Source organism: Xaviernesmea oryzae (genome assembly GCF_900109605.1).
Lineage (GTDB): Bacteria > Pseudomonadota > Alphaproteobacteria > Rhizobiales > Rhizobiaceae > Xaviernesmea > Xaviernesmea oryzae.
Genome location: NZ_FOAM01000003.1, coordinates 160,486 through 177,620, shown reverse-complemented (window position 1 = coordinate 177,620; position 17,135 = coordinate 160,486). Strand labels below are relative to the sequence as shown.

15 protein-coding genes are annotated in these 17,135 nt (G+C 61.9%); 12 read left to right on the top strand and 3 right to left on the bottom strand.

The annotated features are described in order from the left end of the window. Positions 1-541 precede the first annotated feature (541 nt). Positions 542-1,588, top strand: coding sequence for a porin (locus BMX61_RS04445; protein WP_075629030.1), 1,047 nt, complete (start codon positions 542-544; stop codon positions 1,586-1,588). A 183-nt stretch (positions 1,589-1,771) separates the two neighbouring features. Here BMX61_RS04445 and BMX61_RS04440 read toward each other — a convergent pair whose 3' ends face one another. Both BMX61_RS04440 and BMX61_RS04435 read right to left on the bottom strand, forming a co-directional pair. Next, positions 1,772-2,668: an alpha/beta fold hydrolase gene (locus BMX61_RS04440; protein WP_234794594.1), complete on the bottom strand. Its 897-nt coding sequence runs from the start codon at positions 2,666-2,668 to the stop codon at positions 1,772-1,774. A 215-nt stretch (positions 2,669-2,883) separates the two neighbouring features. After that, the gene (locus BMX61_RS04435; protein ID WP_075629210.1) at positions 2,884-4,977 is read right to left on the bottom strand and encodes a lytic transglycosylase domain-containing protein; all 2,094 of its coding nucleotides are present in this window, start codon (positions 4,975-4,977) and stop codon (positions 2,884-2,886) included. Between the two features lie 554 nt (positions 4,978-5,531). Here BMX61_RS04435 and dapA point away from each other — a divergent pair. Beyond that, positions 5,532-6,416, top strand: coding sequence for a 4-hydroxy-tetrahydrodipicolinate synthase (gene dapA / locus BMX61_RS04430; RefSeq protein ID WP_075629029.1), 885 nt, complete (start codon positions 5,532-5,534; stop codon positions 6,414-6,416). Then, positions 6,416-6,892 (top strand): SsrA-binding protein SmpB, encoded by a 477-nt coding sequence (gene smpB / locus BMX61_RS04425; RefSeq protein WP_075629028.1) that lies wholly within the window; start codon positions 6,416-6,418, stop codon positions 6,890-6,892. Before dapA ends, smpB begins: the two co-directional genes overlap by 1 nt. Positions 6,893-6,990: 98 nt before the next feature. On the opposite strand, the gene BMX61_RS04420 is transcribed toward smpB, so the two are convergent. After that, a complete protein-coding gene (locus tag BMX61_RS04420; protein WP_075629027.1) occupies positions 6,991-7,581 on the bottom strand; it encodes a LabA-like NYN domain-containing protein in 591 nt (196 codons plus the stop codon). A gap of 593 nt (positions 7,582-8,174) precedes the next feature. Between BMX61_RS04420 and rpoZ the strand changes: the two genes are divergently transcribed. The 9 genes from rpoZ (at position 8,175) to BMX61_RS04370 (ending at position 16,937) form a co-directional block, all read left to right on the top strand. After that, complete coding sequence (gene rpoZ / locus BMX61_RS04410; protein ID WP_075629025.1) at positions 8,175-8,576, top strand: DNA-directed RNA polymerase subunit omega; 402 nt, start codon at positions 8,175-8,177, stop codon at positions 8,574-8,576. A gap of 119 nt (positions 8,577-8,695) precedes the next feature. Further along, entirely contained in the window at positions 8,696-10,912 is a 2,217-nt protein-coding gene (locus tag BMX61_RS04405; RefSeq protein WP_075629024.1) for a RelA/SpoT family protein, read from the top strand. 268 nt (positions 10,913-11,180) lie between these two features. Next, positions 11,181-11,333: a DUF3563 domain-containing protein gene (locus BMX61_RS04400; protein ID WP_075629023.1), complete on the top strand. Its 153-nt coding sequence runs from the start codon at positions 11,181-11,183 to the stop codon at positions 11,331-11,333. A 659-nt stretch (positions 11,334-11,992) separates the two neighbouring features. Then, positions 11,993-12,541: a DUF2062 domain-containing protein gene (locus BMX61_RS04395; RefSeq protein ID WP_075629022.1), complete on the top strand. Its 549-nt coding sequence runs from the start codon at positions 11,993-11,995 to the stop codon at positions 12,539-12,541. A gap of 224 nt (positions 12,542-12,765) precedes the next feature. Continuing rightward, positions 12,766-13,185, top strand: a complete 420-nt coding sequence (gene acpS, locus BMX61_RS04390) for a holo-ACP synthase (RefSeq protein ID WP_075629021.1) — start codon at positions 12,766-12,768, stop codon at positions 13,183-13,185. A gap of 255 nt (positions 13,186-13,440) precedes the next feature. After that, on the top strand, positions 13,441-14,184 hold the full coding sequence (gene lepB, locus BMX61_RS04385) for a signal peptidase I (RefSeq protein WP_075629020.1): 744 nt from the start codon (positions 13,441-13,443) through the stop codon (positions 14,182-14,184). A 4-nt stretch (positions 14,185-14,188) separates the two neighbouring features. Continuing rightward, positions 14,189-14,908 (top strand): ribonuclease III, encoded by a 720-nt coding sequence (gene rnc / locus BMX61_RS04380; protein WP_075629019.1) that lies wholly within the window; start codon positions 14,189-14,191, stop codon positions 14,906-14,908. After that, the gene (era, locus tag BMX61_RS04375) at positions 14,905-15,843 is read left to right on the top strand and encodes a GTPase Era (protein WP_075629018.1); all 939 of its coding nucleotides are present in this window, start codon (positions 14,905-14,907) and stop codon (positions 15,841-15,843) included. The genes rnc and era overlap by 4 nt, the downstream gene beginning before the upstream one ends. Before the next feature lie 128 nt (positions 15,844-15,971). Next, on the top strand, positions 15,972-16,937 hold the full coding sequence (locus tag BMX61_RS04370; protein ID WP_075629017.1) for a glutathione S-transferase family protein: 966 nt from the start codon (positions 15,972-15,974) through the stop codon (positions 16,935-16,937). The last annotated feature ends 198 nt before the right edge of the window (positions 16,938-17,135 follow it).

The window sequence follows — 17,135 nt, the reverse complement described above, 5'->3', positions numbered from 1 at the left end:
TCTGGCTACCTCCTGCTTAAGCGTAGTGACGGTTAGCCCGCTTGTCGCTCCGCTCCAGGTCTAAAGCTGGATCGGCGCCGAGCCGGAATCGGCCGAGGGAATCATCCCCGGGTAAAACTCCGCGCACCGGTCTGATTCCGTCAAAGAGCAGGGTTCGGCCGGGCGTGCGCGATCCAAAACGGAATCGCTTTTTCTCGAAATGATGCGAGAATCGGTGTCGGCTGCCACATTATCCAGCCTCGATCCAGCTTCGCGACCCTCATTAAGTGCTGAAAGACAAAGGATTTTCTTAAGGCTTTCTTAAAGCCGTGCCTTGGGTGGGGCGATTTTGTGTCGTTTGAGCAACAGGATTGCCGGAAGGGGGTGGCCGAAGGGCTGTGGGAGGAAGTTGGTGATTGCACCGTGGGGCGGGTCGGGTATTTTCAACCTCGGAAGCAAGGGCGGTTGATCGTCCGACTTCTTAAATGTTGGGGATGGGGCAGGGAACGCTGTCCTTCAGCAAAAACCCAGACCCGTTGAAACTTTTGACTGGAGGTCAGAAATGAACATCAAGAGCCTTCTTCTCGGCTCCGCGGCTGCCATGGCAGTCGTTTCCGGCGCCCAGGCTGCTGACGCAATCGTCGCTGCCGAGCCGGAACCCATGGAATACGTCCGCGTTTGCGACGCCTTCGGTAAGGGCTACTTCTACATCCCCGGCACCGAAACCTGCCTGCGCGTTTACGGCTACGTCCGTACCGAGTTCCGTTATCGCGAAAACGAGTACACCAACGGCGGCGACATCGACGCCTACAGCCGTGGTTACCTGACCTTCGCTGCAAAGAACGACACCGAACTCGGCGTTGTCTCGTCCTACATCAACATTCAGGCTGACACCGAAGGTTCTGCCTTCGTTGACGGCGCCTGGATCAACGTTGCTGGCTTCGACGTCGGTTACTTCTACAACTGGTGGGACGATGGTCTCTCTGGCGAAACCGACGAACTGGGTTCCAACCTGTTCAACGCCATCCGTTACACCTATGACGGCGGCACCTTCCTGGCCGGCGTCGCTGTCGAAGAACTCGACAACGGTGTGAACGCCAAGTGGAACGACAACATCGGCGTATCCGGCAAGCTCGGCTTCACCGTTGGTGGCGTTAAGGCTGACGTTATCGCTTCCTACGACTTCGACGCTGAAGAAGCTGCCTTCCGCGGCATGATGTTCGCTGACATCGGCCCGGGCACCTTCGGCCTCGCTGGCATCTACGCCACCGACCCGAACGCCTACTACTCGGCTGCCGAGTGGACCGTTGCTGCTGAATACGCCATCAAGGCAACCGACAAGATCACCATCACCCCGGCTGCTCAGTACTTCGGCAACGTCAACACCCGTTACCGCGCTGGCACCCTCGGCTTCATCGACACGAACCCGTCCGCTCGCGGCGCGTTCTCTTCGAGCGATGCCTGGAAGGTTGGTCTGACGGCTGGCTACCAGATCACCGAAGGTCTGAAGACGCTCGCAACCGTCAACTACGTCAAGTTCGACAACGCTCCGTCGAACATCGACGACAGCAAGTGGACCGGCTTCCTGCGTCTGCAGCGCGACTTCTAATCGTCGCGTCAGGCCAAGCCTGATCTTAATGGCGGGGCTCGACCGAAAGGTCGGGCCCCGTTTGCATGTGCGCTCAGAGCATCAATACGCACAATAGTTCTACGCGCCTGGATGATTGATCCTAAGCGGGATGGTTCGCCTGGCTTGGCTTTATGCCGGGCGTCGGTACACGAAGATTGCGGCCTATCTGTCCACGTCGCGCGCCCGGCTGGCGTCGAGCCACGCCATCAGGCGGGAAAAGACCGGCTCCTTGTCCAAAAGCGGGGCATGACCTTGCCCCGGCGCGGTCAGTGCAGCGAGACCGGGATGCCGGCGCTGCATCTCGTCGAACACCTCGACGGGAAGGATGTCGCTGTGTTCGCCTCGGATCACCATCAAGGGGAGGGGGGCAAACAGCGCGAAGGCCTGCCAGAGATCCGGCAGCACGATCGCCTCCGTCAAGCCTTCGAAGGCTTGCAGCAGGGCGCGATCATAGGCGGGCTCGACGCCTTGGCCGGACGGACGATAAAGCGCCTGCGCCATCAAAGCCCAATCGTCCTCATTCAGTGCCGGAAAAGCGGCTGCCTGCGCTCCGCGTAAAGCCGCCGCTGCCGCCTCGAACGTGCTTTCGCTGTTGCGCGCCTTCAGCCCATTCACCAGGGACACCAGCGCCGACGTCGGAATGACAGGACCGATATCGTTGAGCACGACGGCGGCGATCAGGTCAGGTCTCAATGCAATGAGGCGGTGGAGGATCAATCCGCCGCGGGATGTGCCGATGAAGACAGCCCGCTCAAGCCCCAGCGCTTCCATCACGGCGATGACGTCGCCGGTTTCCACCTCGACATTATAGTGGCTGGGATCGGAATCGTCGGTAGACAGACCCCGGCCGCGGCTGTCGAGTGCGACAATGCGGGCCGAGCTTCTGGCCTTCAACGCAAGGCGATGGAAATCTCGGCTGTTGCGGGTCAGGCCTGCCAGACAAAAGAGCACGGGTGCCTGTGTGTCTGGCCCTGCATAGTCGCGCAGATGAAGGCGAATGCCCCTGGGGCGGTCGATCCACAGCGATCGATTGCCTTCGGAAAAATCCTCGATCGTCACGACCGCCCTCCTGCCTATGCGCTTCAGCATGCAGCAGCCGGCGAGCGGGAGCAAGCGGCGAGAAAGCCTCCTCGGCAATCTCTTCAGCTCCGGGCGACGCGGCGGGTCCACAGGCGCGGTCGCTTCATTCTCTTGAGCGTGCGCGCTCTTCAGCGCTTTCCGGGCTTTCAAGCCTGCCGATCCTCAAGTCACCCAGGCCGGCTGCTGTGTCAAACTCAGGAACCAGTGCGCCCGACGCGCAGGTCGCGTGCGATATCGACGGGCTGGCCGAGACGCGCTTTGTAGACCTGGTAGTTTTCCATCACGCGCTGCACGTAATTGCGCGTTTCGGCGAAAGGGATACGCTCGATCCAGTCGACAACCTCGTCGAGCGGCGCGCCGCGCGGGTCGCCATATCGGCCGATCCATTCAGGCACACGGCGCGGGCCGGCATTATAGGCGACGAAGGTGAGGATATAGGACCCGCCGAAATCCGCGATTTGCTCGCCGAGATAATGGGCACCAAGCGTGGCATTATAAGCGGGATCGGTGGTCAGCCGTGCGGCATTGTAGGCCAGGCCATGCCGGCCCGCGACACCGCGCGCCGTGCCGGGCATGATCTGCAGCAGCCCGCGCGCATCGGCGGGCGACACCGCGGCCGGATTGAAACCGCTTTCCTGGCGGGCAATCGCATAGGCGAGAGCCTTGCCGGATGCATCGATATTGGCACTGGCGGGAATGGCGCCCAGCGGAAAGGCCAGGGCTGCCACATCGATCCCGCGCGTGAAGGCGCTCTTGCCGATTTGAAGCGAAAGCGCATGGCTGCGGGTCTTCTCGGCCCGTGCGCACAGGATCGCCAGCTCGCCGGCGCTGTCGAGGCTCTCGCCGAGCGCGCGGTAAAGCGAATCGGCGCGCCAGCCATGGCCGGCGCTTTCCAGCCGATCGATGGCGCGCACCGCTTCGCGCGTTTCGAAGCGCATGCGGTCGTCGGCCGATGGCGAGGGATAGGCGACATCGATCCGCCCGCGACCGAGCTTTTGCGCGGCCAGCTGGCCATAGAAGGTGCCGGGCAGGGCTGCGGCCTTTTGATAATAGGCGGACGCCGTTCCCGGTCCGCCCGCCTCGGCGGCACGGCCGAGCCAGTAATAGGCACGTGACACGGATACGGGCCGGTTGGATGCCTTGAGAATCCGCTCGAAATGGCGCGCGGCGGTGGCGCCGTCCTTCAGGCCGCGCAAGGCGTACCAGCCAGCATGAAATTCGGCATCGACCACATCGGTCGGCTCGCTGGCCACGTGCTGGGCCGCGACGCGGTAGGCTGCGCGGGGTTTGCCCGCATCAAGAAGGCCGCGACTGATAATGCGCTGCTCCACCCACCATTCGCCGGCATCGACCAGCGCGTCGGGCTCGCGCGGCAGGTCTGCGAGCAGCGCTGCGGCGGTGTCATAATCGTCCTTGCGGCGCGCGCGTTCGATGCGCACGAAGAGGTACGCCGGGTCCTTTGCCCAGGAGCGATCGACGGCGGCGATCAGCTGGTCGGCATTGGCGGCATTGCGCGCCATCGCCACCCACGCGCGATAGAGCGACTGCGCCTTGCCGAGATCGGCAAACCGGGCCGCCTGCGTCTGCTTGCCGCGATACATCAGCAGTTCCATCCGCCGCTTGTGGTCAAGCACCGTCAGGAGCGGCGAAAATTCGGAGAGGACCTTATTTTCAGTCGCCGCGTCCAGCGTTTCTCGGGTCCAGATCCGTTTCAGCTGGGCCTGCGCGGCGGCCTTCTGGCCGCTGGCGACCAGCGCCCGCGCCAGGATGAGGGTCCCTTCCGGCGTTTCCGGCACGGAGCGGCCAAAGGCGGCGAGCACATCGGCGGCCGGCGGATTCTCCCGATAAAGCGCGCGCTCGGACAGGGACCGCAGGCTCGCCAGCCCCGGCCAGCCCGCAAGCTCACGCTGGGCACCGGCAATCTCGTAGGATGGGATGCCGTCAAGCCCGGAGCGCGCCAGGGCCCAGGTCAGGATATGACGATCAAGGCTGCCTTTCGGCAAAGAATCGCGCACGGCCAGGGCCCGGGTGGGATTGCGGGCGCTGATGGCGTCCAGCCCATCCTTCAGCATGGATTGCGCAATGACAGTGCGTGCGGGAATGGCGCCGGTGGTTTCAGACGAGGTCGACGCGGGAAAATCCACCTGGGCGGTGACAGCATCCGATACGGAGGAGGGCCGGCGCGCTGGCACCGGCAGGCTGCCGCCGCCAGCCGCAGAGGCCAGCTCGGTCATCACGATCACGGCACCCATCGCGGCGGTCACACAGACCGCCCAGGACCGGCGAATCGTCTCTCCCATGCAGTCTCCCCGTCGGTCGCTCAGCAAGAACGGCGTCGTCCGCCGCAGGGCCCATCCATCGCCGCGCCACCTGCTCAAACCTGTTTGCGCAGGACATGACGGCGCATCCGGCCCGGCTCGACCCAGATTACATCGAACCCCATTTGGCGGTCCAAATTTAAATGAAAGCTTAACGTCTTTCCCCGGCCGGCAAAAGGCCGTCGCGTCCGACATTCTGCCAGGATCTCGGCACGGCATCGAGCTTGCTACCCTACCGATGCGCCCCAGGTGTGCTTTCGGCCATTTTCTCGTCCTTATTAAGGCCATAGAGCTGGAACGCCAAAAAACTGCGGTTGGAACCGTCCGCAGCCAGCTTCGTTGCACCGGCAACGCTTGCCGCTGGCAAGCAGGGTGATTATGGTGCGGCGGTTTCATGACAGCCCACCAGACGATCCAGGTGGCGTGCGGGTAGCCGGATGTCCTCATGTGCCGCACCCTTGAGCGCAAATGTCATAGTCATTCTACGCGTCAGCGGACGGCCGCACGCGTTTCAGGAGTTCTGCATGTTCAAGGGGTCCATTCCCGCTCTCGTCACCCCCTTCACGGCATCGGGCGCGGTCGACTTCGAGGCCTTCAGCGCCCATGTCGATTGGCAGATCGCCGAAGGCAGCCATGGGCTCGTGCCCGTGGGCACGACAGGTGAATCGCCAACATTGACGCATGCCGAACACAAACGCGTGGTCGAGGTCTGTATCGAACAGGCCAAGGGTAGAGTGCCCGTCATCGCCGGTGCCGGCTCCAACAACACGCTGGAAGCGATCGAGCTTGCCCAGCATGCTGAAAAGGCGGGCGCAGACGCCGTGCTCGTCGTGACACCTTATTATAACAAGCCGACCCAGAAGGGTCTGCATGCGCATTATGCGGCAATCGCCGAAGCCGTTTCGCTGCCGATCGTCATCTACAATATTCCCGGCCGGTCGGTGGTCGATATGAGCGTGGACACCATGGCCGCGCTGCACAAGGCGTTTGCGACGATCATCGGCGTCAAGGATGCCACCGGCAAGATCGAGCGTGTCTCCGAGCAGCGCATGGCCTGCGGCGCCGATTTCGTCCAGCTTTCAGGCGAGGATGCGACTGCGCTCGGCTTCAATGCCCATGGCGGCGTGGGCTGTATCTCTGTGACGGCCAATGTGGCGCCGCGCCTCTGTGCGCAGTTCCAAGAGGCAACGCTTGCTGGCGATTTCAAGACGGCCCTGGCCTTGCAGGACAAGTTGATGCCGCTGCACAAGGCGATCTTCATGGAACCCGGCGTCTGCGGCGCAAAATATGCGCTTTCACGCGTGCGGGGTATGAGCCGCACCGTGCGCTCGCCGCTGATCTCGGGCCTCGAACCCGCAACCGAAGCGGCGCTCGACGCCGCGCTCATTCATGCCGGACTGATCAACTGATGGCACCCAAGGGAAGCAGCCGGGTCGTCTCCAAGGTGGTGGCGGAAAACCGCAAGGCCCGGTTCAATTATGAAATCATCGATACCTACGAGGCCGGCCTGGTTCTGACCGGCACGGAGGTCAAGTCGCTGCGCGAGGGCAAGGCGAACATCGCCGAATCCTATGCCACAGACGAGGACGGCGAGCTCTGGCTGATCAACGCCTATCTGCCGGAATATCTGCAGGCCAACCGCTTCAACCACACGCCGCGCCGCCGCCGCAAGCTTCTGCTCTCCAAGCGGGAGATCAACAAGCTGCAGGGCGCCGTAAACCGTGAGGGCATGTCGCTGATCCCGTTGAAGATCTACTTCAACGAACGCGGCCGCGCCAAGCTCGAGCTGGCGCTTGGCAAGGGCAAGAAGCTGCACGACAAGCGGGAAAGCGAAAAGGAACGCGACTGGAACCGGCAGAAGAGCCGGCTCTTGAAAGATCACTGATCACTGACCCAATAGCCCGTCGAACAAAAGGCCCGGCCGCCATCTGGCGCCGGGCCTTTTTCTTTCAATTGAACGCGATGTGACGGCAAGCTTGAGCTTCAGGCCTGCACGTTCCCCGAGCGGTCGGCGGGCATGGTGTCGACGCTGCGCACGGGCCGTTCACTCGGATCGCGGCCGATTTCCGCCTTCAACGTCTGCAGGTCGATGAAATGATCGGCCTGGCGGCGAAGATCGTCGGCGATCATCGGCGGCTGGGTCGACATGGTCGAGACCACGGAGATCTTGCGGCCCTTGCGCTGGATCGCCTCCACGAGGGTCGTGAAGTCGCCATCGCCTGAAAACAGCACCAGATGATCCACCGTCTCCGCCTGCTCCATCGCATCGATGGCCAGTTCGAGATCCATGTTGCCTTTGATCTTCCGGCGGCCCAGCGAGTCGGTGAACTCCTTGGCCGGCTTGGTCACCACCTTATAGCCGTTATAGTCCAGCCAGTCGATCAACGGCCGAATGGATGAATATTCCTGGTCCTCGATCAGCGCGGTGTAATAATAGGCGCGTAACAGATAGCCGCGCTTCTGGAAGGCCTTCAGAAGCTTGCGATAATCGATATCGAAACCGAGACTTTTCGAGGCGGCATAGAGATTGGCCCCGTCAATGAAAAGGGCAATTTTTTCACGCGGATCGAACATGTAGGTAATCTTTCTTTATTCGCTGGCCCGATGGCGGAAATAGGCTTTTCGGGCTTCGCGCAAAGGGAGCGGTGCATAAGATTGCTTTTTTTACCGCTGACCCCGGATGTTTGACTTGTGGATTATGCTGTCGCTGATCAGTGCAGTCTCAAAAATCTTCCCCTGGCTTTTCTCGTTTTCCAAATGATCCAAGTTTTTCTTGCCTGCTTAGCTCTTGCTGCAATGCAAAACAGGTCTCGTTGAAACTATTTAATCAAGCGCGGTTCTGGTGAACTTCAAGAATGTCTCGGATAGACCGATCGGTGGTTGTGCAAATCAAGGCAAGTTTCTGGTGTTGAAATAAATATCGCACGTCTTAACCAATAAATATAGCGAATTGTAACGGTTATGAGGCACGCCGGGGCGCTTTCAGGAAAAGCTTGAATTTCTTCCCCAATGGTAGTATCGGGCGCGTGATCAACAAAATCCGCACGTGATGTGTCATCATGGCGCTCTTGGTCGCAGGCCGCCGTTTAGAAGCGTGGCCGACCGCCCAGGCGACGGCAAATGCAGCCGAGCGCCAGAACATCTCTTTGGAACCGGAAGGATAAGATATGGCCCGCGTGACCGTAGAAGACTGCATCGACAAGGTGGACAACCGTTTCGAGCTGGTTCTTCTCGCCAGCCATCGCGCCCGCCTGATTTCGCAGGGCGCCGCCATCACCATCGACCGGGACAACGATAAGAATCCGGTCGTGGCTCTGCGGGAGATCGCTGACGAGACGCTGTCGCCCGACGACCTCAAGGAAGATCTGATCCATTCGCTGCAGAAGCACGTCGAGGTGGATGAGCCGGAAGCCGATCCCGCCACGCTGCTCTCCGGCGATGCGGTCTTCTCCGAGACGGCTGACGACGACGACCAGGCTGACGTGGTGACCTTCGACCGCATGTCGGAAGAGGAACTTCTCGCCGGCATCGAAGGCCTCGTTCCGCCGGAAAAGAGCGAAGATTACTAAGCTTTGCCCTGTGCCGGATTTTTCCAGCCGGCGCCGCGTTTCAGCCTTCATTGATGCTTTTAAAAACAGAGCGCCGGGCCTATTCTCGGCGCTCTCTTTTTTGCACGGATCCCCGCAGCATGATGCGTCAATACGAACTCGTTGAGCGGGTTCAGAAATACAAGCCTGACGTCAACGAGGCCCTTTTGAACAAGGCCTATGTCTATGCGATGCAGAAGCATGGGCAGCAGAAGCGGGCCAGCGGCGATCCCTATATTTCCCATCCGCTCGAAGTGGCGGCGATTCTCACCGAAATGCATCTCGACGAATCGACCATCGCGGTGGCGCTGCTGCACGACACGATCGAGGATACGACCGCAACGCGCGCCGAGATCGACAATCTCTTCGGCGAGGATATTGGCGCCTTGGTCGAGGGCCTGACCAAGATCAAGAAGCTCGATCTCGTGACCAAGAAGGCCAAGCAGGCGGAAAATCTGCGCAAGCTGCTGCTGGCGATTTCCGACGATGTGCGGGTGCTCTTGGTCAAGCTGGCCGACCGGCTGCACAATATGCGCACGCTCGATCATATGTCGGCGGAAAAGCGCGCCCGCATCTCCGAGGAAACCATGGAGATCTATGCGCCGCTGGCCGGGCGCATGGGCATGCACGACATGCGCGAGGAACTGGAGAATCTTTCGTTCCGCCACATGAATCCGGATGCCTTCGAGACCGTGACAAAGCGGCTCGACGAGCTCTCCGCGCAAAACCAGGGGCTGATCAAGAAGATCGAGGACGAGTTGCGCGAGCTGCTGTCTGCCAAGGGCCTTGTCGGCGCCAACGTCAAGGGACGGCAGAAGAAGCCCTATTCCGTCTTTCGCAAGATGCAGTCCAAATCCCTCTCCTTCGAGCAGCTGTCCGACGTCTGGGGCTTTCGCATTCTCGTCGAGGATGTGCCGGACTGCTACCGCGCGCTCGGCATCGTCCACACCCGCTGGCGCGTGGTGCCCGGGCGGTTCAAGGACTATATCTCCACGCCGAAGCAGAACGACTATCAGTCGATCCACACCACCATCGTCGGTCCGTCACGCCAGCGCATCGAGCTGCAGATCCGCACCCGGCGCATGCATGAAATCGCCGAATACGGCATCGCCGCCCATACGCTCTACAAGGATGGCGCGGAGACGCCAGGCGATGTCAGGCTCTCGCCGACCTCGAACGCTTATTCCTGGCTGCGCCGGACGATCGAGAGCCTGGCGGAAGGCGACAATCCCGAAGAATTCCTGGAGCACACCAAGCTCGAACTGTTCCAGGACCAGGTTTTCTGCTTTACGCCGAAGGGTCAGCTGATCGCGCTGCCGCGGGGCGCGACGCCGATCGATTTCGCCTATGCGGTTCATACCAACATCGGCGACACCTGTGTGGGCGCCAAGATCAACGGCCGGATGATGCCGCTCGTCACACGGCTGGCGAACGGCGACGAGGTGGAGATCATCCGCTCGGGCATCCAGGTGCCGCCGCCAGCCTGGGAAGAGATCGTCGTCACCGGCAAGGCGCGCGCGGCCATCCGCCGGGCCACGCGGGCGGCGATCCGCAAGCAATATTCCGGCCTCGGCTTCCGCATTCTGGAGCGCACCTTCGAGCGCGCCGGCAAGAGCTTTTCCCGCGAGGCGCTGAAGCCGGCTCTGGCACGCCTCGGCCAGAAGGATGTGGAGGACACGATCGCCTCAGTCGGGCGTGGAGAACTCTCGTCGCTGGACGTGCTGCGTGCCGTGCATCCCGATCATCAGGACGAGCGCGTCACCGTCAAGCCGCAGGCCGACGAAGGCTGGTTCAATGTGCGCAGTGCCGATGGCATGCTCTTCCGTCTGCCGGAGCAGGGCCGCGAAACCGTCAATGCAATCGGGACGGCCGCTCTGCCGATCCGTGGCCTGTCGAGCGAGGTGCGCGTAAGCTTCAGCGATGCGGGCGCTGTGCCGGGAGACCGCATCGTCGGGATCCTCGAAAAAGACAAGACCATCACCATCTATCCGATCCAGTCGCCGAGCCTGCAGAAGTTCGACGACCAGTCCGAGCGTTGGATCGATGTGCGCTGGGATCTCGATCAAGCCAACAACACCCGCTTCAAGGCGCGCATCCAGATTACGGCGATCAACGAGCCGGGCACGCTGGCCTCCATTGCCCAGCTCATTGCCGGCGGTGACATCAATATCCGCACCATCACCATGGGACCGATGGCCGCCGACTTCAGCGAGATCCAGCTGGAGATCGAGGTGTGGGACCTGCGCCAGCTCAATCACATGCTGGTCCAGCTGCGTGAGCTTCCGGTGGTCTCGACGGTGACGCGGCTGTTCTCCTGAGGAGTTCGATCAGGCCAATGCTCGGATGCCATGCGCCCAGACAGGCGCACGGCAACGGGCTGGTTTGGCGTGACCCTTATCACTTCCGGCTCTATCCGCCGCGTGTCCATAAGCATTGTCGCGCAAGGCCATGCAGCTTTCGCATGCGTTGAAGTCTATTGGCGGTCGATCCTGCGAATCTGCATGGCTGCCGCGCGTGGCCAGCGCTGGTTTCGAAAGACCAACGCGGCTATCTACTGTCTCGGGAGGTAAACGAAAGGAGTTTACCATGTTTAACCACCTGAAGAAGATCAGCCGTGCTCTGCGCGTTCCCTCGATCGAGGATCGTGAATCGCACTATCTCAACGGTGCCGTCGACCGTATCGACCTCGAGCATCGCCAGCGCCAGATCGATCGCGGTCTCTTCCGCCGGACCTTCTAAGCCGTCGCGATCCTCCGGATCCGCTTCGACATGGCGCGCCGGTCAATCGGCGCGTGTCGTAAGTCCACAAGACCGCGCAGCTGTTTTGGCATGCCGCAGGTATCGAGCGCAGACTGGCCGCGTTTGCTTGCTATGATCTTTCGGGCGTGGGCCTGAGAGGACAAGGCACGTTGCTTATGGGGCTAAGGCTTGTTGCCAGCCCCTCGCGACGCGATCGCGCTTGCCATCCTTTGCCGTAAGCAGGCCTATCTCGCAAAGCCTTCAAGGGCTTGTGCATCACAGTCTATATGGCCGTTCCAGGCGGAAGGTGTTCCATGCCTTTCCCGATCGGCTCTTTGTTTCCGCGCCGGGACATTGGGCGCGGAGGCGTCGGGGTCATGCATGACGCGTGACCGATGTGCGGGTGTTGCATGAGGCATGACCCGCTTATCCATGAGCATCCATTCGCGATTGTGCCGCTGGCCGGCATGGACGGGGTTTGTCGCCCGCGGCTCTCGCGGGTTTGGTGCTCATGCTGACCGTCCCTTTCCAGCGTGCCGCCTTTCGATCCGAAGCGGATGGTCGCGTTCGATCTTGTTGTCCGACCTGATGTGATGGAGCCGGACAACAGGGCGAGGTCGGGGCATTGGACAGCGCGGCCTGATCGTCTATGAAGGCTTATGGTGTTCAGACGCAGACAGCCGGCTCCCCGGCGCGAGAGGCTTCGCCAGGTCCTATGGCCGCGCAAGGGTGCATTGCGGGGCTGGCGCTACCTGTCCTTGCGCGTGCTGCGCCTGTCTTCCTCGCCGCACAAGATCGCGCTCGGCGCCGCGGCCGGCACGGCGTCGGCCATGACGCCTTTCGTCGGCCTGCATGTGCTGATCGCGCTCGCCGTGGCCTATCTCTGTTCGGCCAGCCTCGTCTCCGCGGCCATCGCAACGGCCCTTGCCAATCCGCTGACCATTCCGCTGATCCTGTTCGTGACCTATGAGATTGGCGCCGCCCTTCTCGGTCTCGACGATGCTCCTCCGGCGTCGGGCGCCGATATTCTCGCCGGCCTGAGCCATCTCAATCTCGACGAACTCTGGGGGCCCGTGCTCAAGCCGCTGCTGGTCGGCATGGTGCCGCTCGCCGCCGGCATGGGCGTGCTCGCCTATGGCGTGACCTTCAACGCGGTGCGCCTGTTCAATGCGCGGCGTACGGCGCGGCGCCAGGCCAGGTTCGGTTAAAACGTTTCCGAGACGACCATGGACGGCGCTTGAAGGCAGTCGGATGGCGCGCCTTGCGAGCAGGCAAATGGCCATAGTCTCTGCGCCGCAGATGGCAAAGAGGGACGTGTGCGCGGAGCTTGTCTTGGCGCGCCCGCTGCCAAGGCATATATGCGCGGACAAACCGGATTGCGTAGGCTGGGGTCAGCGCCGTCCAGGCCGCATGCAAGCAGGAAGGACAGCTCATGATCATCGGCATCGGCAGCGATCTCATCGATATTCGTCGCATCGAAAAGTCGCTTGACCGGTTTGGCGAACGCTTCGTCGCGCGCTGCTTCACCGATGTCGAGATCGCCAAATCCGAACGGCGCGCCAACCGTGCCGCCTCTTATGCCAAGCGCTTTGCCGCCAAGGAGGCCTGTTCCAAGGCGCTGGGCACCGGCCTGGCGCAGGGCGTCTTCTGGAAGGATATGGGTGTGGTCAACCTGCCGGGCGGCAAGCCGACCATGGTGCTGACCAACGGGGCAGCGGAGCGTCTGTCCGCCATCACGCCCGCAGGCCATGAGGCGTTCGTGCATCTGACCATTACCGACGATTTTCCGCTTGCTCAGGCTTTCGTCATAATCGAAGCGCTGCCCGTTGCCGAGATTGTCGGAAGCAGGTAGAGCATGCTGACGGGTGCGCGGCTGCGGGGCCGGCTTATTCAAGCGCTCGCACAATGATTTCACCGGAGTTTCAGCCTCAGCGACGCCTCGGCGGCTGCCGCGGGACTGCTCCGAAAGCTCTTGAAGGCCAAGATCCGCGGACGGCTTAGCGCATCGGCGCTGATAGCTGGATCTGCCGGAGAGGCCTTAAGCCTATCCCGCAATGCGCGCGCTGTTTGAGCGCTGGCGGCGGCCAATCTTGAAGGAACACGCAACGTGGTTGAGAAGATCGAGAAAAAGGAAGGCGGGCTCTGGGAGAACGTCAAGATCATCATTCAGGCGCTTCTGCTCGCCCTGGTGATCCGCACGGTCCTTTTTCAGCCCTTCACCATCCCTTCGGGCTCGATGATGCCGACGCTGCTGGTCGGCGACTACATTTTCGTCAACAAGTTCGCCTACGGCTATTCCAAATATTCGCTGCCGCTGTCGCCCGATATCTTTTCCGGCCGCATCCTGGCCTCCGAGCCGAAGCGCGGCGATGTCGTGGTTTTCCGCTTTCCGCCCAATCCCGACATCGACTATATCAAGCGCGTGATTGGTCTGCCGGGCGATAAGGTGCAGGTGCGCGACAGTGTCCTCTACGTCAATGATCAGCCGGTTCCGCGCGTGGCCGACGGCACCTTCCGCGCCGATGATCAATATGACACCGGCGCCGATGTGCCCGTTTATCGCGAGACGCTGGACAATGGCGTGAATTTCGACACGCTGGACCAGTTCCCCAATTCACGCGGCGATAACACGCAGGAATTCGTGGTGCCGCCGGGCCATTATTTCATGATGGGCGACAATCGGGACAATTCGGCCGACAGCCGCTTCGACGTCGGTTATGTGCCGGCAGAAAACCTCGTCGGACGCGCGAGCCTGATCTTCTTCTCCCTCGGTCACGACACGTCCTTCCGCGAGATCTGGAAATGGCCGGCCAATCTGCGCTACGACCGCATCTTCAAGGCGGTGCACTGAGCCGATGCGCCAGCTGACGCCTGATGATCGCGCGGCGCTGGAAACCGCGCTCGGCTATCGTTTTCAAGACAAGGCGCGGCTCGACCGCGCCTTGACCCATTCGAGCGCACGGCGTGTCAAAGGGTCCGATTACGAGCGGCTGGAATTCCTGGGCGACCGGGTGCTGGGTCTGTGCGTGGCCGAGCTTCTTTTCAAGACCTTTCGCGACGCCAATGAGGGCGAACTCTCCGTGCGGCTCAACCAACTGGTCAGCGCCGAGAGCTGCGCGGCGATCGCCGATGGGCTGAAGCTCGAACGGTTTATCCGCACCGGTGCCGATGTGCGCAAGCTCACCGGCAAGCACGTGCTCAATATCCGGGCGGATGTGGTCGAGGCGCTGATCGCCGCGATCTATCTCGATGGCGGGCTGGAAGCCGCGCGCGGCTTCGTGCTCGCCCATTGGGAGGATCGCGCGGTGAAGGCCGAGGGCGCCCGGCGCGACGCCAAGACCGAGCTGCAGGAATGGGCCCATGCCCGCTTTGCGGTCACGCCGCATTACCGCGTTGACGACCGCTCCGGACCGGACCACGATCCCCGCTTCACGGTGACGGTGGAAATCGCCGGGGTTGCGCCTGAAACCGGTGTCGATCGATCCAAACGCGCGGCCGAACAGGTGGCCGCCACGAAAATTCTCGAGCGCGAAGGCGTCTGGAAGAAGACGGGCGCGGGCAAGGACACAGAATGACGGACGAGATCTCCCCTTCCACCGACGCTGCGGACGACAGGCCGACGCATTCCGGTTTCGTGGCCTTGATCGGCGCGACCAATGCCGGCAAGTCGACGCTGGTCAACCGCCTGGTCGGCGCCAAGGTGACGATCGTCAGCCACAAGGTACAGACGACGCGCGCGATCGTGCGCGGCATCGCCATTCACGACCGCGCCCAGATCGTCTTTATGGACACGCCCGGCATCTTCAAGCCGCGCCGCCGGCTGGACCGCGCCATGGTGACGACGGCCTGGGGCGGCGCCAAGGATGCCGATCTGGTCGTGCTGCTGGTGGACAGCGAGCGCGGACTGCGCGGCGATACCGACGCGATCCTGCAGGGTCTGAAGGATGTTCATCAGCCAAAGATCCTCGTGCTCAACAAGATCGACCGCGTTCGCCCGGAAGACCTGCTGAAGCTGGCAGCCAGTGCCAATGAGGTCGTTGCCTTCGAGCGGACTTTCATGCTGTCGGCCACGACCGGTTCGGGCTGCGATGATTTTCTCGACTATCTGGCTGCGACCCTGCCGGAAGGTCCCTGGTATTACCCCGAGGACCAGATCTCCGATCTGCCGATGCGCCAGCTCGCCGCCGAAATCACCCGCGAGAAGCTGTTCCTGCGCCTGCACCAGGAACTGCCCTATGCCTCCCATGTCGAAACCGAGAAATGGGAAGAGCGCAAGGACGGTTCGGTGCGCATCGAGCAGGTGATCTATGTCGAGCGCGAGAGCCAGAAGAAGATCGCGCTTGGCAAGCAGGGTGAGGCGATCAAGGCGATCTCCACGGCCGCGCGCAAGGAAATTTCCGAAATCCTCGAACAGCCGGTGCATCTCTTCCTGTTCGTCAAGGTGCGCGAGAACTGGGGCGACGATCCCGCTCGCTTCCGTGAAATGGGGCTGGACTTCCCCAAGGGCTGAAGAAGGACGCGGGGCAAGGCAATGCATCGTCGCCGATCCGGTGCACAGTGCGTTGCCGCATCGCCATCTTGCCGTCCTTGCACGCGCCTGCCACCTGTTGCCGGCAACAGGATGGAAGGAGAGGGCGCATGCCGCAGCTTGTCGACGGCCAATGGGTCAAGGACGATGTCGCCGCCAGCGAGATGAAGAACGGCGCCTTTCATCGGGAGCCAACGCGATTTCGCGATCAGACCATCGCGGCCGAGCCGGGCCGCTATCAGCTCTTCGTCGCCTATATCTGCCCCTGGGCCTCGCGCACGCTGATGATGCGCAAGCTTAAAGGTCTGGACCTGCTTTTGCCCGTGGCGATCGCCGAGCCGGAACTGGGCGAAGATGGCTGGCGCTTTTCGCCGCCCATAGACGCCGGGGACCGGATTGCGCCCGTTCGCTTCCAGCACGAACTCTACACCGGATCCGATCCGCATTATACCGGCAAGGTCTCCGTCCCCGTTCTCTGGGACCGTCAGCTCGGGCGGATCGTCAACAACGAGTCGGCCGACATTCTGCGCATCCTCAATCAGGCATTCGACGGTCTGACCGGGGACCGGCAGGATTTCTATCCCGAACCCATGCGCGGCGAGATCGACCGCTGGAACGCGCTGATCTATGACAGCCTCAACAACGGCGTCTACCGCGCCGGCTTCGCCAAGAGCCAAGCCGCTTATGAAGAGGCGGTTGCGGCGGTCTTCGCGACGCTCGACCGGCTGGAAGCGCATCTGGCGGATCATCGCTATCTCGCCGGCGTTTATTTTACCGAGGCCGATATCCGTCTTTTCGTCACGCTGATCCGGTTCGATGCCGCTTATCACGGTGCCTTCAAGTGTAACCTGCGCCGTCTCTCGGACTACGCCAATCTCCAGGCCTATCTGCGTGAGATCTATCAATGGCCCGGCATCGCCGAGACAGTGCGCGTCGATCACATCAAGCGCGGCTATTACTCCATCGCCCATTTGAATCCGACACGCATCGTGCCGGCAGGGCCGATCCAGGATCTCGCGGCAGCGCACGCACGTGACCATCTCCGGGGACAGGGAATCTGGCAAAGATCAACGTAAGCAATAGTTTACGGGCGGTGGCGAAATCTGGCCCTCTCACAAAGGGCGCTTGCGATTGCCATCGATGGCGCTACAGTCCCGGGGCGCTCACGGCTGCGTGACGCGCAAACGCGCTCGCCGGTTGTCCCCGTGACCGCGGATCCTGCCAAGACAGGATTCGCTGGCAGACACGCCGCCCTCCCTCCGAGCGTGACCCTG